This window comes from Hymenobacter sp. R533113 (assembly GCF_056835965.1).
Genome location: NZ_JAKWBD010000001.1, coordinates 609,873 through 630,316, shown reverse-complemented (window position 1 = coordinate 630,316; position 20,444 = coordinate 609,873). Strand labels below are relative to the sequence as shown.

Genomic DNA, 20,444 nt, shown 5'->3' with positions numbered 1-20,444 from the left:
TAGGTGCACACTACGGACCAAGTAGGCTGACAGAACTTGGGCGGTAAGTTGAAGCCGCTACCAGCAAAATTACCCAGTCTTGATTAGCCGAGCACTTGTGCATACATAAGCCCTAATCGTTCGAAGGAGGCGGCGGGCCTAAACTTATGACGCACGAAACTGCGACCGGCGGCGGCAAAACGAGTGCGCATAACTGCATCGGAAGCTAAAGAAGCAATGGCCTTCGCCATTGCTTGCACATCCCGATTAGGGACTAGCAACCCAGAAACGCCATTTTCGAATAGCTCGGCCGGTCCACCACAGTCGGAGGCAATAAGGGGAGTGCCAAAGTAGAGTGCGTCGAGGCAGGTTAAGGAAAAGGACTCCGATTCGGAGAAATTCAATAGAATATCTGCCTCCTTAGTCGTTTTTTCCACGTCCGCCGCAAAGCCCTGAAAGGAAACAACCGAATCCAATCCTGCTGCTCGTACAGTAGCTTCAAGGTCTGCACGGAATTTTTTGTTCTTTTCCATCCCCATATCTCCTCCTATAAAGGTTAGCCGCAGCCGGGAATCCTGAGCGTAGGCCTGTTGAAATGCCTCAAGCGCAAAGTTTTGCCCCTTGCCCTGAATATAATTGCTCAGATAGAGCAGTTGAATAGTCCCATCTGGGCGGATAGCTGGAATTGTTGGTGCCGGATAGCGTTCGGGGCCGGGAATAGGATCAAAAACAACTTGAATTTTGGTGGCCGAACCAAAGTACTGTCGTACGGCCTCCGACACGCACAGCACCCGATCAGCCCACTGCTCCCCGAGCCACCGCCAGAGGCGGGCCAGCGGTTGGGGTAGACTTTGGGGTAAAAAGCGCACATGCGTTATGACTTTTAAGTTCCCTACACTGAGTGCTTTGGCTATATAGCCAGTTAGGTTATAAAAGTCGTTGAGGTGGATAATATTTGCCCCCCGGCGCTGAGCTAGCCTGTATAATCGCCACCCGTTCATTAAGAGCATAGGAATATAGAGCAGCAAGTCCTTTTTCCGGCGGCTGATTTCCACAAAAGGTAGCTCATGCACTATATAGCCGTCCTTCTCCAATAAGGCACGTGCTGCGCTGCCTGTAGGCAGCACGTACTCAAACTCAAATCGATCTTGCAACGGTTGGGTTGCGTGGCGTATAGCATTCAACGCACCCGTCACCGCTCTGGAATTGTCAAGAACAAAGATTAATGGCTTTCTCAATGGTTACTATGATTGGGGCACTAAGGCAATGGGTAATGTATTCTTTACTCTGCTAGCACTTCGTCGATCAAGTTCTGCCAGCGTCGGAAAGTATTAGCGTGCGTGAAATCATTCGATCTTTGGCGGGCAGCTTTGCCCAATTGGTTACGCTGCTCCGCATTATTTAGCAGCGTGGTCAACGCAGCTACCCACTCTTGCTCGTCGCGGGATAGAGTAGCCGGGTCAGTCAGCATAGGCATCAGTACGCCGTAATTTGTCCACTCAGCTTTTCGAATAGCTGTAGCCGGGGCCACTGATTCCGGGGCCAACATCTCACGTGGCCCAGTTGGGCAATCGGTGGTTACCACGGGCACGCCACAAGTCATTGCTTCTCCCAGGGCCATAGGAAACCCTTCCCAGGCGGAAGGAAATACAAACACAGTAGCCGGCCGGATATATTTGAACGGATTTTGCTGTAATCCCACAAAGTACACGTCAAAGGCCGTTGTAATTGGCTGGTTGGCCCAAGCTTCATACACCTTCAGCCCCAAGCTCTGAGCATGCTCCACCATCGCAGCTCGCAGCTCGCCATCTCCGACAAAGATTAGCTTAGCAGCCTGCTGGGCACGCAGTTTGGCGAAAATGCTTAGTAGTGGCTTCTGATTCTTCTGCGTAGCTAACCTTCCCGAAGTAACGAGAGTTGGCGCCGAACTATACACTTGCTGCATTTCGATAGACAACGGTTCTTGCGCCCGCTCCCATACCTGCTCTACTGCAAAAGAGTTGTTTACGGCACTGAGCTTTTGCGGGTCTACACCATAATCCCGTACCATCTCCTGAATTATATCGCGACTGACGCACACTATTCGGTCGGCGCGCCGGTAGAGCATGGGCATCAGCACGCCCTTGCGCAGCCATCCCGTGAAACCACTTATATTCTGGTCATGGGTTTTGGAGCCGTGAATAAGTAAAATTACTTTTTCGCGGCCTTTACTAAGCAAGTTCACATAGTCGGCGCCCTCCAGGTGGCTTATGCAGATGTCGGTATTTAACTGCTGCTTGAGCTGCCGCAGCTCCTTGACGCGCCGAAAAAAGTTGGTGGCTTTTCGTAGTGCTCCTCCTCCACCCTCCACGCCTAAGCTTTGCAGTGGATTTCCAGAAGGGTACAGATTATCGCTATCAAAATCGAAAACTGCCTCCGTTACCTCATACACTTTACTTAGTTCAACGCTGTGGTCGTGAAAGACCCGTTGGGCCCCACCTAACCCCAGGTTGGGTATCACCATTAAGAGCTTGTTACGCATTTCATTTGGTAAGTCTTGTTGCGCCTTGCGCCCACTTTTGCGATTCGTGCGGGTATTAAAATCAAGTTAGCATCAGTAGTGCCTGTACTCGCTCTCGAAACTTGTTCGGCTCCACATAAAAGCCCCCCGAGTACTTATTTTGGCTTGCTTCTCCAATGAGACCATCATATTGATAGCCTAGCTGAGCCGCCATCAACATGTAATGAAACGGATAATACTCGCCGGGAGGCAATACCTCCAATAGCCCCATTGGCTGGCCTCCCCGAAACAGCATATTTACCAGTCCCGCCCCGTGAATACTTATCAGATAACGCGTATGGCTAAGCAGCCGGACCTGTTGCGCTACTGTCATAGTATCAAAATCCATCACTTCAAACCCTTCCGCCCGACAAATAGCTTCTATAGCTGCGGTATTCTCAATAAAGCGTAACCGCTTAGGACTACGCGTAATAAACACGCGGCGCTCAGAGCTTTCGACCGTAGTTAGATCTTGCGGCTGAACTAAATCTCGAATTCGCTTATAATAAGAAGAGGTATGCGTAAGGGGCTTGCAGAAATATGTTTTTCGACTTCTAATATACTCCCCTGGTTTCTGAACTACCCACTTCCGGTTTCGTAAATAGGGATGCTGCAGAAAATATTGAAAGAAGGATTTAGTATATAATGCTTCTGAAATTAATAGAGGAGTTTCATAGGGTAATGCTAGTTTTTCCTCAATAAAAAACAGCTTCGCTAGCACGTCATTATAGAAATGGTAATAGTTCTCCTCGCCAGTGTCGCGCAAGGAAATTAGCACATCATACGTAGGCAAGGAATCCCTGCGCAGGCTTAAAATTTTGATGTCAGGCTTTGGTAAGTACGCCACTCTGCTAAAGCCTAATGCAGGATAAATCAGCTTCTTATCATCGGAGAGAGCCCAGCCATAGTTGGGCTCGATAATGCATGGCTGGTCGTAGAGCAGCAAATACTCGTCCTGCGTCCAATTCTCGTACAAGCCGATTTGATGCTGCAAACGCGCATCTAAATGATTTTTTTGAACTGCTGTGAGCCGAAATGGATAATCATCACGTCGAATGATAAATTCCTTTTTTGTGAAATTACGCTCCGGAAACAGCAGTTTATCTACTGTGCTAATTCGGAATGTATTATAATACATGTGCGCTTTTTTCAGTAGCACCACTGGCAGTATTTTTTTCAATAAACTCTTTACCATACAACCAGTGCAATTATTGAATATAATCTCCAATAAATTAAGATGTCAAACGAGATTATTTATTTCAGAATGCAACCGCACGCGTTACCGTAAGCTACAGTAAGTGCTTAATAGACGCCAGAAAGCGCCGACGCCAAAGCACTGTTATATCTTGTTGTACCGCTTTCCACAAATAGTGAATCGTTTCCATTCTATGCTGCTTGCTCAAAGCCATCGTGAGCGTGATAAAGGTGTAGCGATTTGCAACAAACCTACCTACCTGATTGGGAAAACGTCGAGCAAAATCGGAATTGCGCTGCACGAGTTGCGCAAACAACTCATCCCGCACTCGCACAGTTTCGGGAGCTATGGTATTTAAGCTTCGGCCCTCATGCTCGTATAAGCAGAACGTTATTTCGCGGATTGGGTGAAAGGTATACTTACTAGCCAATCGTAGCCACAACTCCCAATCCTCTGCTGAAGCTAGCCGTCGATCTTCCTCAAAAGGATTCTCTAGGGCAATATCGCGACGCACAAATACCGTGTTACAGGCTAGTGGATTGTCGTGTAGCAACACCTCATTCGTGCTCTTGTCGAAGCCACACACTTCACTTATTTTTTTGCCAGCGCTATTCAGCACTTCATACCCGGTGTGCACTACTTCAACTGCCCCGTGGGAATCAATGAATTCCCGTACCACTCGCAAGTGGTTCGGATACATCTGATCATCAGAATCGAAGAAGTTTAGGTATTGACCTCGCGCGTGCTGAGCACCATAGTTACGAGCCGCCCCGCGCTCACCATTCTCTTTTCGCAAATAGCGAATGCGCGCATCTCGCAGGCTTTTTACTACTTCCTCTGTATTATCTCGGCTGCCATCATCCACTACAATCAACTCGAAATCAGAATCCTGCTGCCTTAGAATAGCCTCTAAGGTTGGGGTGATAATGCTCGCGCGATTGTAGGAGGGTACGATTACAGAAAAAAACGGGGCCACTTCCATTAAGCAGGGATGTTGGTCGGATTGAGCAGCTCTTTACCCAGCAACAACCGCCCATACTGTTGGGCCAGGAAGCGGTTGGCAGCGCTGCCCCCTCCGGCAAGCAACAGGTTCATCATTTTGGCTAAGTAATAGCTGGCCGTAGATAAAGCGCCGTATTCCCGACGCAGAAAGGTATCCTCATTGCGCAGAATCATATTCATCTGATTCAGCTTTTTCTCTTGTCGGGTGCTCTGGGAGAAGTGGTGCATAATATGCGCCTCCGGCACATACTGTATGCTGTACCCAAGCTTACGGATAGCAAAGCACCATTGGAGATCCTCAGCATACATAAAAAAATCGTCGGGCAATTTGCCCCCCGGCAACTCCGCAATTATATACCGCTTGACGTGAAAGTAGGTCCCCCAGACCCAATCAGGCCGAAATGGGGTTTCGTGTCCGAAAAAGCTCCCCAATAACACTTCTCCCCGTCGTTGCGCACTCAACAGCTTCTGTAGGCGCAACAACTCGAGTAGTTGCAGGCGCAACGACGGAAAGCGGCCACACTGATATTGCAGCCGACCATCCGGGTACTGTAGCCGCCCCGTAGTAATTCCCAGCTTAGGGTCAGCCACCAGCGCTTTATAAGTCAGAAACAGGGCATTATTGAGAAGCGCCGCGTCGCTATTGAAGAGCAGAATAGTTTCTCCCTGGGCATATTGAATCCCCAGATTATTTCCTTTGGCGAAACCCGAATTCTCTAAATTTCGCACCAATCTGATAGCAGGAAACCGCTCCACAAATAAGCCAGGGTCGCATTCCGAGGAAGCATTATCTACTACAATGACTTCGTAAGCCACCTCCCGCGTATGCTGCTCGATAGAGGCAATTGCCTCACAGGTAAGGCGGAAAGTATTGTAGTTAATAATAATGATAGATACTTGAACCATAGAAGCAATAGGAACGGTAAATGGCTTGTACGACAAACTCTGAGCTATCAGGCGCAGACAGGCATATGTCAGATGCAACCCAATAGTCTTTCTTCCACGCAGCTATTTCAGGGGCTACCGGAGAGACAAAGGTCGGGCTTAACGGCCAACTTCGGCAAAGAGCTGCTCGTATTGTGCCGCGCAGACTGCCACATCATACGTATCGCGCAACTTCCGCGCCGTCTGCGAATGCTTACCTAACAAGGCCGCATCCGCGACATAGGCACTCATTGCCTGTACCAGGTCATTTAGTCGCGGAGTAGCATCTGAATTCATTTTCAGCAACCTTCCGCCAAATACTTCCTCGGTTGGCTGCACCATCTCAGGAATGCCCCCCAGCGGACTGGCAATTACGGGAACGCCGTTTTCAAAGAACTCAATAATAGAGATAGGCTGTGCTTCTGAGAAACGGGACGGGAACAAGCCAACCTGACACTGTTGCATATAAGGATGTGGTGTCTGCACGTTGCCCAGGAAATAAATATCTGGATTTTCTTGCTCGTACTGGGCACGCAACGTTTGGAGGTAAGCACCGTCGCCCATCGCAATGAGAGCAAAGCGCTGCGCCGGAAACTGTTTTTTCACTTGTGCATAAGCGGCGAGGGCATCGCCCCAGCCTTTCTGCTCAGTGCCGCGCCCCACCATTCCAAACACGAAGCTACCGCTTGGTATAGGCAGCTTAGGGATGAAACCACTTGAATTATAGCGAGGTACTCCATTGTAGATAACCTCAACGCGGGTAGTTATTTTCTCGCGGGGCTTTTTGCTTGCGGTCTGTTCCTTGGCGTTTTCGTATTCATTCTGATAATCCGTAGCCATAATTTGCTCCCCGGCCCGCCGCTCTTCCTGGGTTGGCTCTTCAATGATTGCCCCGGTGAATATGTCGGCGGTGTACTGCGATACGCCTACTACGGCCTTCGCCAGATTAGCAAAGGGCACAAAGGAGAACTCCCCTAGCTTAATGAGCATAGTATACCCCTGATGGTCAGTTACAACTATCGGAATTTTGGTAAGGCGGTAGAGCTGGGTGATGCGCGATTTGGCTACCATAGGCTCATGACTATGCACCACCTGAATACCGTAACGCCAAATGATGTAGGCCATCAATAGCGTCTTCGCTTCTTGGTGTACAGAGAATTTAAAACCCAATTTTAAGAATAGGGCGTTCAGCTTCCAGCAAACAATGTTGACCAGCGGGTAGCGGTCTATCGTTACCATGCGCACGGCCGGGCTTAGATAGTGCGCCACCATCGCCTCGTCGACCAGCTGCTCGCTCTGGTTGAAGAAAAATACCTGATGTTTCTTAGCCAGCTCCGAGGCCAACGACAAAGCCAATACGTGCGAACCTGCTTTGTCCAGGCAGAAAGTGGAGACCAGTATGTTCATGCCTATTGAAAATTAATTAGTACGAGCATTCGCATATTCCCAGAATAAAGCTTCGTACTTCCGGGTGCATTCTTCTAAAGCAAATTTAGCTTGTAGCACGTGTGCCGCTGCTCTGTGATGCTCGTAGAGTTCGGCATCGGTTGTATAGCGATGCATGGCCAAGACCAGGGCCGACACGTCGGGCCGGTGGGTTAGAGGGTCCAGTGTGGTCAGGAGGCCGGCCGTTCCGAGAGCCGGATCGTGAATGATTTCTTCTATGCCGCCTACATTGGTAGCCACAACCGGCTTGCCATAAAACAAATATTCGATAACGGCCAGCGGCAGGGCCTCGCCAGCAAAATAAGAAGGCAATAATCCTACGTCGAAGCCGGCAATATAAAAATCCGGGTTTGATACCCGGCCTACGAAATGAATCCCTGCTTGCTCCTGATATCGTTCCCGCAAGCTATCTAGGTACGAACTACCGCCCACCAGTACCAGTTGAATATTGTCATTAGTACGACTACTAAGCTCCTGAAATGCTAGGATAGCAGCCTCCCAACCCTTCTCAGGAATACCACGTGCTACCATGCCGAAGACAAAGGCATCGGCATCAATCCTAAGCGCGGCTCGCATCGCCGTTGCATCTGGCAAAGCGTCAACCCGAATACCATTGAGAATAGTGTGTACGGGGGGTAATTCAGGCAAAGCAGCTTGCATGGTACACCGGCAATAGTCGGATACGGCCACGATAGCGTCGGCCTGTCGTAAAGTGGGGGCAAAATCATGCTGGCCTGTCCGCAGAAACATAGTATACTCCCCATGCTCCGTAATGATAAAAGGAATCCGCGTGTCGCGCATTACCGGCGCACACATCCGGTCAGAGTAGGTAGCGTGACTGTTAACCAACTCAATACTATAGCGTTTCAGACAACTTTTGAAATAGGCTTGCTGAACCCGCTCGTAGACAGAATAACGCAGGCCTAGCCGCCGTCCCAGCGCGTTCAGCTTGTACGCCCAGAAACTTTGCCAAGGCCGGTCAGCCATTGACACGACCCGCACGCCAGCGGGCAACAGCCGTTTTACCAACTCAGCGTCATACAGTTCTGCCTTCTGATTGAAAATTGTTACCTGGTGCCCCAGCCGGGCCAACCCCGCCGCCAGATTCATAGCTAGAATCTCACCACCACCAACTTGTAGCGACCAGGTAGAAATAAGAATATTCATGCTCGGGCGTTAGAGTAAACGCGCTCAAAAGTACCACATCCCGCATAACCATGCGCCATGATGCCCTTCTACCCTTTACCAACAAAAGATTTGAACCTGCGCCACACCACTACTAGCTCTGGATGATCGAAATAAAACTCCATCATTCGGGAGCGAGAGAGATTATCGCGTTTCTCCTTTGACAGCTTCACTTTAATAATTTTGTTTTCACTAGCTCGCGGTGACAATCGCAGATACTGATGATATATATGCCGCAAGCGGTGCTCACAGTCACTGTGCCAGGGTTTTTTACCGTTGTAGTGAATAATCTTTTGGTCTTTTAGAAAAGTGCCAAATTTACGCTTCGGCACCTCATTGGGCACATATAGGCGCATTAGATTATAACAGACGGGCAGCCTATACCAGTTATCCTTCAGCACCATATTAAGCGCATCCTGATCAGGATAACGCTTGATGCGCTCTGGTTCTTCCCGAATAATCTTCAGGGCTTGCTCAGTTATTTGCTGATCTTTCCACTTAGCAACGTCAATAAGTAATACCCCCGAGTTAAAATAATCGGCGGCGGAATAAATACCTATGTCGGAACGGACAGGCATATCAGTATCTGTAACGGCCGCTACTGGGTGGCTGTGCATATCGAGGCTAAAAAGCTCAATCAGATTTCCCAAAACCAGTGTATCTACATCAATATAAAGAAGTTTTTTTATTCTTTCCTCAATAAGAAAAGGGAAAAAAGTCTATAATAAATAGCAGCACTCAAATAATTTTCTTCATGATCAGGAAGGACGAATTTATCAATCCCCCTCTCAGGTACAGCATAAAACGTAATGCTACCACCGTTTTTTTCGACGAAATCACGAATAGCCAGTGCCTCAGCGCTGGATAGACCCGTCACTATTAAATGAAGAGCTATTATATTATTTTTATTATTAGTGAATACTGATGTCAGCAATACATAAAAAGGCGTGATATATCCTTCATCGAATGCTAAAGCTAGATTAACGACAGTGTTAGACATACATGCATGACTTGTTTTTCAAGATATTCTTATCGCAAATATACTAAATACTATTGCTAGCGTCCACCACGTACTGATCACCGCGCCTCAATTTGGAGTGAGCAGCGAATGAGCAAAGCCAGGAAGATGAGGTTATTGCAGCCGCATTCTCAAGCACTTATAACCGCGGGCCGGGCGGCAACTAGTATTGAGCCAGACGACACTATACTTGATTAGACCACATCGAGAAAGTCTGGCAAATCTCGTTTGCTCATCACAGTAGCGGTCATTGTCCCGCAGTAGCCTACAGCACCGTTGACGTGCTCAAAACCCAATCGAAGCAAGGCTTTGTGCTTCCTCCAACCCACGAATGTCCAAGGCTCTTACTGTCTCTGTTTAGTGTGTCTGGATAACCAATGATCCTATATCTTTGCGAAAGACTACTCATCAAGTAACCATGTTTTCAAATTAATAATACTTTATGAAACCTGGAATCGAGAATATTCACATCGCTATTTCTTTTGACCAGGGCTACGTACCATTTGTGTATGTGCTGCTAACATCAGTCTTTCATCATAATGCTGACTTAGCTATTACTATCCATGCTCTGGCTCCTGAAATATCGGCTCCTGACAACGCCGCGCTTATTAAGTTTATAGAGCAAAAAGGAGGACAGATATATTTTTATGCCTTAGATGCCGCTGCAACTCAGGGGTTCGCATTGCCAGATCACAAAACATCCTATTTTACCTTAGCGAATTACTACCGACTATTTTTCGCAGACCTTGTACCTAAAAACTTGAGCAAGTTATTATATATAGATATTGACACATTAGTTATCGGCAGCTTAAGAAATGTTTTTCACACCGATTTAGGCAATTTCGCAATCGGTGCGGTCCAGGATATAGAAATGCATTTACGCACGGATTTAGGTATCACCAGCCGGGATGACTATTTTAATTCGGGAGTATTACTTATTAATTTACCTCAGTGGCGACTTCAGCGCATTACTGAACGAGCTTGTGATATTGCCGTGCGTTTTCCTGATAAGGTAAAGGGGTGGGTCGACCAAGACGCCTTAAATATGCTGCTCCAGGGCACATGGTATCGACTTAATTGGCGCTATAATGTAATGAACGAATATATCCCATACGACCTGCCTCGGCGTGATTATGAGCATTTTTTGACTGATAAAGTAATCATACATTATACTGGAACCCCTAAGCCGTGGCATTGGGCCTCTGAAAATAAATTCAGATTCTTATATAGAAAGTACGCGCAACAATCAACTTATGCTCCTGCGCAACGCTATGCCGCCAAAAAGATATCATGGCAAGGATTTACTCACCTGCTTTCAAGTCGTGCGCTGGAAACATACTTCAACTACCCGGAGGTGGGGCAAGCCTGGCGGCGATTAAAATCAATTTTTAAGGCTTAGGTTTTACAGAAAGAAATATATATGTATAAACCGCCTGAGATACACTTAATAGTACAAGTCCATGAGTAAAGCCAATTAATCATGGCTTATCGTTTCCACTTAGCAAAGGCCTTACCCATTTTTCTATTGTATTAACATCTTCACGCAAGGAGGCAGAAAGCTTGAATATCCATTTTAAACGCGAGTAATATTCAGCTAATAGAAGTTGATAATATTCCTCCTTGGGCATTACCCAAAAAGCAACGTGTTGCTTCATAGTAAGCAATTTAAATTGTTTAAATACTTCATTTAATATATATTTTTTAATTAAATAATTATTAGTCACTCTTTTTGATTTGGCAGCATCTATTACAGCACCATATAGGGAAAAGTAATAACTGACGTATCCAAATGTATCAAAATTCTGTTTGATTTTTCTCCACTCAAGCCGGCTTGCAGGCATGAAATGTTTGAATTTCAATTCAGAGGAGTAATATGCCTTCCGGCCTAATAGCGACAGACCCAGGCCTAGTTCAGAGTCTTCACCAGCAGCTTTGCCAGGAACCTTACTCGTTAGGAAAGAGAAGCCTCGCTGCCTTAATTCAAGCCAGTCTTTTTGATATATCACCAGACCAGCGCCCCACACATGAAAGTGGTTGTCAGGAAAGTAGCCGGATTTATCGAATTGCCCCCCAACTACAAGCTGCTTGGCCATCCGGGGGTCGGCAAACCAGGAGGGTGGTGTTGTTTCGAATACAGCCTCACTAAATCCTTGTAAAATACTCACGTCAGGATAAGTAGTGAACAGCTCTACTGACTTTGTCAGATAGTGTTTATCCAGCCAGTTATCGTCGTCGACAGTTAGAATGTATGCGTAAGAAGCCGCATCATAACCTGTTTCGATAGCAAAGCCTTTACCTGGGCGCTCCTCCTTCAGTACAGTCAGCGAGAATGGAGCGCCTAGCTCTAGCCAAGCTGCTTGGGTGAATGCTGCTGTATCATCAGTTGAAGCATTGTCTATTAGTAGTAATTCCATACCGTAGTCCTTCGGTATCTCTAATAGCGCCAAATGCTTTAGAGTCGGTGATAGTCTGGTCTTACCATTGTAGGTACAGATAATTATAGAAAACCCCGGCGGCTCTGTTTGACTCATAAGCAATACCAATTGTTCATTACTACCTTTTACTACGGCTCAATAGCTAATCCTGCTATTTTAGCAATTCAATAAAGTTTAACAAGGTCTCATCTGGGTGGAGATCCGTAATGTTTACAGAATGAGCAAAAGCATTTTCGCCCATCACTTGTAGCTTGTCTTTATGCTCCCATAAATCTTCTAAAGCAGCGGCAATACACTCTACAGAAGCGGTAGCTGCCAAGAATCCCGTTGTGCCATTAAGCACATACTTACTGTTATCACCAACATCAGTCGATAATACTGCTCTACCGGAGAGCATAGCCTCGACTAAGGCCAGAGGTGTCCCTTCGCTCAAAGAAGGCAAGACCAGTACCTGATTGGTTTCCCATATCTGGTCTACATTACTAACATGACCTTCTATAGCAACTTTATTCTGGAGGCCATATAGCTGAATCAGTTGTTGAAGATACTCCAGATGAGGACCAGACCCATATAGTCTCAAACAAAAATCTCTACTCATCCACGGTTCAGTGCTTAATACCTGCAACAAGATGTCCTGTCCTTTGAAAGCGCAATCCAATCTGGCTACGCAAGCCATTAATAACTTCTCGCTGTGTGGGAATTCTTTAATTGATATATCTTTTATATTTACGGGATTACTTATAACCTCCGCATTATCTATAGAATATGCAACCTGGCGCTCAGCATTACGAAGATTACGCTCGGACACAAAGAAGAATTTCGCGGCATTCTGAATTATTTTGATAGCATAATTTCGTTGAGAGTTGACAACTATATTCCCATTTTCAAAATTGTGCTGACTGATCATGATATAAGGTTTACCGCTATTTATAATACTTTCTATCGTCTGTTGATGATGAATAAAATCGAAAACTGAGCCGTTAGAAATAATATATATGTCGGCAACAACGTCAGGGACTACTTCTACTATCCGTTGTTTAAGCCGCAGTTTGATTGCGATTCTATCCCCGAAAGAAGGATAACCCAAAGTATAATAGAACTGGGTATCAACACCTAACTGCTGTAACTCGGCAACTTTACTAGGTACAGCAGGCCATTGCTGTGTGAGTGAGCAGACAGAATGACCATTAGCTAATGCCAGTTTAGCCGTTTTGTACCATAGCTCTTCACTGCCTCCCCAGGGCAATATCTTCATTAAGGAGACAAATGCAATTTCCATTGAGCTTATCTATTTATCTAATTTTTATTTTATTAGCCAAACTAGCTTTAACTAGTTAAAGCTAGTTTGAGCTTAAAAGCTGCATTTTAAAATGATGTAAGATATGCTTCAGATTACTGTAATAACTCTTGGTCTCTTTGGCACTCTTAAGAAAGCTTTTTACACCTTTGATATATTGCTTGTTGGCAAAATATATACAGCCTAAAGCATGATCTATTTCGTTTATCCTTACTTGATTATAATCAATAGCCTCGATATAAATAGGATTTTTAAGATCAGCTTTGAGAAGTAGGCGCATATCCCTTTCTCCTACAATCATTTTAATTCGATCTTGACTCGCGCTAATTCTGTGTACTCTTACATAAGAGAGACCATCAAGGCTCTCATTATAGGCGATGTTCATACCAATCAAAGCGCACTTGATCCATAAATACCAATCCTCATTGTAGCGAAGCGATTCATTGAAGAAGCCAGCTTCATCAAATTTTATTTTTTTAATTAAAGGTGACTGTATCACCATTATATTACTTTTTAGTAAACGACAAACCATATCTTGGCCCTGTCCACTTATATTGGGCATCCAAGGAGAATACGAAAGATCCAATGACTGTCTAAAGGCACCAAAATCACCATCGTCGAAATAGTATACAGGTCCGTACACTAAGTCTACTGTTGGATTATTCTTCAAATAAGTGAGCTGCACCTCAAATTTACGTTCTGAAAGCAAATCGTCAGCATCTAAGAACTGAACATAATTTCCCCGTGCGTGCTTCAGACCGTTATTGCGTGCACGAGACACACCACCGTTCTTTTGGTAAACGTATTTAAATCTCTTATCACGCTTAATGAAAATTTCAACAACCTGCTTTGTATCATCGATGGAACCATCATCCACAATGATACATTCCCAATGTTGATAGGTTTGGGAGAGTACTGAATTTAATGTATCGGGCAGGAGCCAACCGTAATTGTAGCATGGGATGATAATACTAACTAAGTTCATATAAAAATCATCATTAGTCGGATTAGATTTTAAATCTGAAGCTCTTGATACGCTTCAAACTATTGGCTTGAATTATTACATAATAAGCCAAACTTATTTTACTTATTTGAGAAATCATGGATGTCATTTTTACAATATTATAATCTCTTTTCAGTAAGATGTAAGATAAATCCAAAAATTCTTTGCTCGCTTGATCTAACATCAATTTATTTGCTTTTCTATCTAATTTTTTTGATTTGTACATAAATGCATAACATTTTTGTCTTTCAAACAACTGGCTACCGTCATTGATAGAACTTTTGCTTGCATTGGAGTCGTGTACTCGATAATTACTCAAGCAGTTTGCTTTATAAGCAATACGCCCATACAGGCCTAGTTTTATGTATACTAACCAATCACCTGCATAACGAAAAGAAGAATCAATTCCATCAACAGCATCTATGGCACTACGTCTAAACAAAACAGAACTGGCGTTATTGACCGTACATTGTAATGAAAGGTATTTATCTATTTCCTCTCTTCCATCTATTATAAAATCTGAAGCCCAGTGCTCAGTAGCAAAGTGCTCATTTTTCCAATCTGAAGTCATAGCTAACACTTTATCTTGTTCATCGACTACCCAAGAATTTGTATAAGCAAAAGCTATTTCGTTGTCATCTTCTAAAGTTGGCACTAGTGTCATTAAAAAATCTGGTTCAGCAAAATCATCACTCTCTGCTATCCATGCGTATTTACCACGCGCATTTATAAAACCTTGCTGCCATTGCTTAAAAACACTACCACTATTAGCCTTATTAAATATCGTTACTATTCGCGAATCTTTTAGGGCGAAATTTTCAATAATGTCACGGCTACTGTCTGTTGAACAATCATCGAGAATAATAAGCTCAAGGTCTTGATAAGTCTGAAACAAAATTGAGCTTATCCTCTGATGCAAATAATCTGCATGATTATAATTAGGTACGATAACAGAAACCTTAGGAGTAAAGCGCATAAACTGTTTTTTGATTTCCTATAATGAATGAGAAATTTATTTAGCTTTAAATATAAACCAAAGGATGTCTCTAAAACTCATATTTGGCAATAATTTCGCATTAAATAACAAAAACGAATACTTTATTTTTTTCCAAAATGAAAGGTCATATAATAAATGCAATATATCAACTCTAATATTTTCTCCAATAATCATATCTAGATATACTTCATTATTAGTTATTACAATATTTTCCTCTGGTAATTTGCGCACAGTATGGTTTAAGTTACATACATTAGAATAGAAGCGTCTTAAGTAATTCATCCAACCCTCACCTGTGTGGTTATCCATTACATTTCTGTATATATTATTTGCCATACGTAACCTTTCATTGGGCTGATCTATAAGGGTAAGCAGTCCTTTTTTCCAATCGGCTTTATTTTCGTAGTATTTAAATTCATCTTTATAATTAGCAAGGGAATAAGTATTTAACAGTGGTGCATCATACATGAAATGTATTGGCTTCCTTAATATACCTACTTCCAATAAAGCGGTAAAAGAACTAAACGGATAACCCTCCAGATAAATATCACATGCTTTTTTGTAGACTTCAATATCCGGCGTTGAGTTAATAAAAATTATTCTTTCATGACTATAAATATTTGCAAATAAACTATCATTATTTACCCCGATAATGAAAATTTTACATTTAATTTTTTCATCTAAAATTTCGATTATATCTTTAAAAAATTTTTGTTTTTAAACGGTTTAAACTTATAATATGTACCTATTGTAAGGAAAACAATTTCATCATCCTTGACCTTGAGAAATTGTCTAGCTTCTTTATAATCTAACGTATTTTCTGATTTTTTTATCGGAATAGGCAAAACACTAAATGAGTTTATTGCGCGTCTTAATTTATCAGAAGCTATGATATTATCTCTAATCTCTATTAAATTATCACATATTGAACTCCCAACCCAGCATAAATGATCTGCATGATTTAATATTGCTACAGGTACTTGACTGTCATATGCTAGAGCAACTACTGGAATTATATCTTCAGGATGATGATGTAAAATAATTAAGTCGTAATTAGCAGAAGTGGCATTGAATATTTTAATTCTATCTAAATAGCTGTCACCTGAATTATACAAATATATTTGACCATTATTAATTTCAACTATTTCCCTAATATATTCTGGAATAGCATTATCTTGCCTACCCAAAAAAAGGTCATGGTGATTTTTATTATCTATTTTAATCCAGTTTGCTAAAACTTTTGAATGTCCCCCTACATTATACAAACTACTAGCATAATGAAGGATTCTTAGTGAATGTATTTCTATGAGTTTCTCATTGACATAAACTTTATTTAGCACTCGTTTGCCAATTAGATTTAACATTTTTTCGATACGGCTATCTGAATAGAAACCACAGTAATTAGTAACACTAAAAGCAGAAGCTTTAGATATCAGCTTAATACTTTTCTCAAAGTCACTTTTTTCAAAATAATAATTTGCTATATCAAGCAACAACTTATAACAATAGTTATTATATTTTATTTTATGTATTAGTTTTTTATCCATGTGATTTTCTTTAATTGCATTATTCATAATATTACATGTTATGCAAATAAGAATTTGCTTATCTAAAAGCTATCAACTTATAATAGAGTTTTTATTATTTGATAATCAGCAGATTGAGCAGATATTCTTGAAATGTGCTACTTCGGCGCACAAAGCGAAGGCATCGGTTAGCTTTTCCTTTTTTCTCATCCGGTTGGTTGTACGAAGCACGAAAAACGATTTGAGTCGTGCAATGACATTCTCCACCACGACGCGAAGTGGAGCCAACACCTGATTAATAAGACGTTCGAGTGGCGTGAGTGGATGATTTTTTCGCGCCTTAAAAGGAATAAAAACATACTTGCAGTTAATAAATTTTTTAATACCCACAAAGCCTGCATCCACATGAATCCGATAGTTTTTTAAGGTTATATGTGCGAAAATTTCTTTGAAAATAGTGAAGTCATGCGTTCGGCCACTATAGGCTTTGCTGATCCACAACAGCCGGCCGCTGAGCGAGCAGATGAGCAACCATTTCAGGGTGTGCCTTTTTTTACCACTATAAAATTCCTCCTGAAGCTGCTGATTAGCAGCCCGTTCAATCGGAACTTCGGTTACGTCAATGACTAAATCGTCGATACCCGCGAAGAGGTCGTCAAATTGCGTCTGCTTGGTAAATAAAACGCGTTGTGTCAGGCCTTGTGCTTGCAAAGCTGCTTTTAAACACGGTTTTAGTCGCTCTAAATACTGGCTCACCGCAAATTCAGAAAAGCCGAAGTAGATGGCCATATTATGCAGCGTGGGATAGGCTTTATAGTAGTGCAGAATAAAAAATAAGGCTTCGCGTGTATCGGTTAAAACCGGGTTTGATTTTAGGTAGGGTTGCGGAATTTTGGGTTCATAAAAAGGCGCGAATAGCTCGTAAAGCTGGTCGAACTGAACTTGAGTTAGCCCGGTTGCCGCTTTGTATTGGTTGTCCGTTCGCAGGTTGTGGTAGATGCTGAAAGCCATACAAAAATGAAAAGAACTGTTAATGCCCACAAGCTACTGATTATCAAATAATAAAAAATCTAATAAAATATAACGTGCTTCCTGTTGATAAAATATGCACAAAAGCCCATATTCTTATCCCCTTTCCTATAGCCGCAGATTCAACTATTGCAGCAGAATGCACGAAATACTCTTTACTCACTAGCATTTTTTCTGGCTATTGCTTTGAATTAATTATAGGCTCTTATATAATCCTCAGCAATATATTCTTGTGAAGTCAAGCATAGCAAAACCGCATTATGTTAAAATTTAATAGTACGCCAATAAAGCTTAGGAATATACAAACTAATATTCGTTTTATTCATAATATATATTTTTCATCACCAGATAAATACTCCAACACAAACTCAATTAATCCACCAACCGAAAATATTATTTGCTGTAAATCATAGTGAGCATGGTGCCCTCTAATTACATCATCGGGCGTATAATAAGTCCAATAAACACGCTTAATCTCGAATGGCATCATGCTATTCTGAGCCATAGTCAGGTAGCCCAAGGAAGGATTACCAACCTTGCCTAGCTCTATCAGGTAAGGTTTCTCTGTATCGTTCATCAACTTTATTTTTCCGAGTTAAAACAAATATTATAAATTATACTGGGTCTTATCACGCCAGGAAGAACACTATTATTACTTCCCAAGCTTTCGTTTATTATTTCAAACTGAATAATTTCTTCGGCAGAAAACAATAAATACCGCTGATTTTCGCCAAACATAATTTTGAAATGGTAAGTGCCGGCATTTAGAATAGAAGGCAATTGCCCTTTAACAGTATAAGTTCCCCTCTTTGAGTTATTTTCCGTGGTGATAAGAGCACCATGGTGAAAAACCGCGACTTCATCCAGATTACGTAGTTCAAAGGTGGCGTCAAGATTTATCCCTTCTTTTTCATTATAAAAAGTCAGTTCGAACTCAAGCCCCGAAGAAATTGAAAGGGTGTCTCCTTGCAACGGCTCTACTTTGAATTTCAGTATTCTAATATTACTATTGCCTGGTGCATCCTCCATAGACCCCGTATGCTCAAAATATGAGTTAGTACTACTGGAGCTTTGGTAATAATTGACCGCTTCCAGCTGACTTCCCTCGAAAACCGTGCTGCCTTGCCGCATCACTACTCCCCTGTCGCACAGCTGTTTTACGGCTGCCATATTATGGCTTACAAATAAGACCGTTCGTCCGTCTTTAACACTGACATCCTTCATACGGCCCAGACACTTTTTCTGAAACTCCGCATCGCCTACGGCCAGCACCTCATCTATAATTAGTATCTCTGGCTCCAAAAAAGCGGCCACAGCAAAGGCCAATCGCACGTACATACCGCTGCTGTAGCGCTTTACGGGTGTGTCGATGTAACGCTCCACACCGGAAAAATCCACAATCTCATCAAATTTACTGCGGATTTCGGTTTTACTCATGCCCAAAATGGCACCGTTCAGAAAGATATTCTCACGACCTGTCAACTCAGGATGAAAGCCGGTACCAACTTCCAGCAATGAGGCAATACGCCCTCTCACTTTAACATTACCCGTGGTAGGGGCCGTTACTTTTGAGAGGATTTTGAGCAACGTGGATTTACCCGCGCCATTGCGGCCAATAATACCCAACACCTCGCCCTGCTTTACCTCAAAGCTGACGTCTTTCAGCGACCATACATAGTCGCTGTTACCCTTAGTAGTGCGGTCGTTAGTTTCACCTATTCTGGTAAAAGGGTCTTCTTTGCCGCGTACCTGAGCCCACCAACGGTTGATATCCTGGCTAAGGGTGCCAGTACCGATCTCTCCCAAGCGGTAGAGCTTACCTAGATTCTCAACCTTAATAGCAATGTCACTCATCTAAAATCTTAATTTCTCTGTTGGACTGGTCCTTCTGAAAGGTAGACAACTCCCAAAATTGAACAGGGAGTATGGCTTTATACCGTATCGGTAAAGCTCTTCTGTACTTTGTTGAATATAATAGTGCCGATCAGTAGAATAACAATTGTAAAGAGCACACTGTAGCCTAAGTAACTCCAACTAAAGGTACCCGAACCTAGAAACGCATACCGAAAGGTTTCGACGATAGACGTCATTGGATTAGCTAAAATCAGATAGCGGTACTTATCAGTGATACTAGATAGTGGATAAATAACCGGCGTAGCATACATTAATAGCTGCACACCAAAGGCCAGTAGCATGGCCAAATCCCGGTACTTGGTAGTAAGGGAGCTAAAAATCATGCCCAGACCCAGGGACATTAAACCCATGATGGCCACTAGTAGCGGCGTGAGAGCTATCAGCCAGTTGGGGTGGATATTGCTATCCTCTTTGAGTAGATAGTACAACCAGATAGCGATAAAAAGCCCGAACTGAATAGCAAATCGCACTAAATTGGAAATGACGATGGACAGCGGCATGGTCAGGCGCGGGAAATACACCTTGCCAAACATACTAGCGTTGTCGCGGAAGACTGTGGACGTGCTGGTCAGCGTCAAAGCGAAGTAATTCCAGATGGTGATGCCCGACATATAGAATACCATCATGGGTAGGCCATCGGTGGAAAGCTTAGCGACATTACCGAAAATAACGACGTAGGTAAGTGTAGTGAGCAGGGGCTGAATAAAGAACCAGATCGGCCCTAGCACAGTCTGCTTGTAAGTCGAGACGAAATCCCGGCGCACGAACAGCATCACCAGGTCGCGGTAGCGCCACACATCATTGAGACCTAGATCCAATAGGTTAGTACGAGGCTCAATTACCTCGGTCCAGCTTTCCTCCTGCGCTCCGGTTTCAGCTCGCAACTGCTCTGGTTTAGTTAGAACGTTTGTGGTATCCAAAATGGGAGAGTTAGTAAATAAATGCGCCCGTAAGC

Annotated in this window: 20 protein-coding genes; 1 reads left to right on the top strand and 19 read right to left on the bottom strand. The window is 43.3% G+C overall.

Annotated elements, in window-relative coordinates; genetic code table 11:
• Window positions 1-83: 83 nt before the first annotated feature.
• From MKZ35_RS02915 to MKZ35_RS02875, 9 genes are all read right to left on the bottom strand, one after another.
• Complete coding sequence (locus MKZ35_RS02915) at window positions 84-1,217, bottom strand: glycosyltransferase family 4 protein (protein ID WP_482511718.1); 1,134 nt, start codon at window positions 1,215-1,217, stop codon at window positions 84-86.
• 44 nt (window positions 1,218-1,261) lie between these two features.
• Complete coding sequence (locus MKZ35_RS02910; protein ID WP_482511717.1) at window positions 1,262-2,500, bottom strand: glycosyltransferase; 1,239 nt, start codon at window positions 2,498-2,500, stop codon at window positions 1,262-1,264.
• Window positions 2,501-2,561: 61 nt separating this feature from the next.
• Window positions 2,562-3,713 carry a glycosyltransferase family 61 protein gene (locus tag MKZ35_RS02905; RefSeq protein WP_482511716.1) on the bottom strand — a complete coding sequence of 384 codons (1,152 nt, stop codon included), beginning with the start codon at window positions 3,711-3,713 and terminating at the stop codon, window positions 2,562-2,564.
• Window positions 3,714-3,807: 94 nt separating this feature from the next.
• Entirely contained in the window at window positions 3,808-4,689 is an 882-nt protein-coding gene (locus tag MKZ35_RS02900; protein ID WP_482511715.1) for a glycosyltransferase family 2 protein, read from the bottom strand.
• A gap of 5 nt (window positions 4,690-4,694) precedes the next feature.
• Window positions 4,695-5,621 (bottom strand): glycosyltransferase family 2 protein, encoded by a 927-nt coding sequence (locus tag MKZ35_RS02895; protein ID WP_482511714.1) that lies wholly within the window; start codon window positions 5,619-5,621, stop codon window positions 4,695-4,697.
• Between the two features lie 138 nt (window positions 5,622-5,759).
• A complete protein-coding gene (locus MKZ35_RS02890; protein WP_482511713.1) occupies window positions 5,760-7,046 on the bottom strand; it encodes a glycosyltransferase family 4 protein in 1,287 nt (428 codons plus the stop codon).
• Between the two features lie 12 nt (window positions 7,047-7,058).
• On the bottom strand, window positions 7,059-8,252 hold the full coding sequence (locus MKZ35_RS02885) for a glycosyltransferase family 4 protein (protein WP_482511712.1): 1,194 nt from the start codon (window positions 8,250-8,252) through the stop codon (window positions 7,059-7,061).
• Window positions 8,253-8,320: 68 nt separating this feature from the next.
• Window positions 8,321-8,920 (bottom strand): glycosyltransferase family 8 protein, encoded by a 600-nt coding sequence (locus MKZ35_RS02880; protein ID WP_482511711.1) that lies wholly within the window; start codon window positions 8,918-8,920, stop codon window positions 8,321-8,323.
• A 35-nt stretch (window positions 8,921-8,955) separates the two neighbouring features.
• A complete protein-coding gene (locus tag MKZ35_RS02875; protein ID WP_482511710.1) occupies window positions 8,956-9,270 on the bottom strand; it encodes a hypothetical protein in 315 nt (104 codons plus the stop codon).
• Between the two features lie 460 nt (window positions 9,271-9,730).
• On the opposite strand from MKZ35_RS02875, the gene MKZ35_RS02870 reads away from it, so the two are divergent.
• Entirely contained in the window at window positions 9,731-10,687 is a 957-nt protein-coding gene (locus tag MKZ35_RS02870) for a glycosyltransferase family 8 protein (RefSeq protein WP_482511709.1), read from the top strand.
• A gap of 79 nt (window positions 10,688-10,766) precedes the next feature.
• On the opposite strand, the gene MKZ35_RS02865 is transcribed toward MKZ35_RS02870, so the two are convergent.
• From MKZ35_RS02865 to MKZ35_RS02820, 10 genes are all read right to left on the bottom strand, one after another.
• Window positions 10,767-11,819, bottom strand: coding sequence for a glycosyltransferase family A protein (locus MKZ35_RS02865; protein ID WP_482511708.1), 1,053 nt, complete (start codon window positions 11,817-11,819; stop codon window positions 10,767-10,769).
• A 55-nt stretch (window positions 11,820-11,874) separates the two neighbouring features.
• On the bottom strand, window positions 11,875-13,002 hold the full coding sequence (locus MKZ35_RS02860; protein WP_482511707.1) for a glycosyltransferase family 4 protein: 1,128 nt from the start codon (window positions 13,000-13,002) through the stop codon (window positions 11,875-11,877).
• 61 nt (window positions 13,003-13,063) lie between these two features.
• Window positions 13,064-14,005, bottom strand: a complete 942-nt coding sequence (locus MKZ35_RS02855; RefSeq protein ID WP_482511706.1) for a glycosyltransferase family 2 protein — start codon at window positions 14,003-14,005, stop codon at window positions 13,064-13,066.
• A gap of 22 nt (window positions 14,006-14,027) precedes the next feature.
• Window positions 14,028-14,999, bottom strand: coding sequence for a glycosyltransferase family 2 protein (locus MKZ35_RS02850; RefSeq protein WP_482511705.1), 972 nt, complete (start codon window positions 14,997-14,999; stop codon window positions 14,028-14,030).
• A 36-nt stretch (window positions 15,000-15,035) separates the two neighbouring features.
• Window positions 15,036-15,488 (bottom strand): glycosyltransferase, encoded by a 453-nt coding sequence (locus tag MKZ35_RS02845; RefSeq protein ID WP_482511704.1) that lies wholly within the window; start codon window positions 15,486-15,488, stop codon window positions 15,036-15,038.
• Between the two features lie 224 nt (window positions 15,489-15,712).
• The gene (locus tag MKZ35_RS02840; protein ID WP_482511703.1) at window positions 15,713-16,594 is read right to left on the bottom strand and encodes a hypothetical protein; all 882 of its coding nucleotides are present in this window, start codon (window positions 16,592-16,594) and stop codon (window positions 15,713-15,715) included.
• A 78-nt stretch (window positions 16,595-16,672) separates the two neighbouring features.
• Complete coding sequence (locus MKZ35_RS02835) at window positions 16,673-17,557, bottom strand: transposase (protein ID WP_482511702.1); 885 nt, start codon at window positions 17,555-17,557, stop codon at window positions 16,673-16,675.
• Between the two features lie 340 nt (window positions 17,558-17,897).
• On the bottom strand, window positions 17,898-18,152 hold the full coding sequence (locus MKZ35_RS02830; RefSeq protein WP_482511701.1) for a WxcM-like domain-containing protein: 255 nt from the start codon (window positions 18,150-18,152) through the stop codon (window positions 17,898-17,900).
• A gap of 5 nt (window positions 18,153-18,157) precedes the next feature.
• Window positions 18,158-19,429: an ABC transporter ATP-binding protein gene (locus MKZ35_RS02825; RefSeq protein ID WP_482511700.1), complete on the bottom strand. Its 1,272-nt coding sequence runs from the start codon at window positions 19,427-19,429 to the stop codon at window positions 18,158-18,160.
• A 77-nt stretch (window positions 19,430-19,506) separates the two neighbouring features.
• On the bottom strand, window positions 19,507-20,409 hold the full coding sequence (locus MKZ35_RS02820) for an ABC transporter permease (RefSeq protein WP_482511699.1): 903 nt from the start codon (window positions 20,407-20,409) through the stop codon (window positions 19,507-19,509).
• Between the last annotated feature and the right edge of the window lie 35 nt (window positions 20,410-20,444).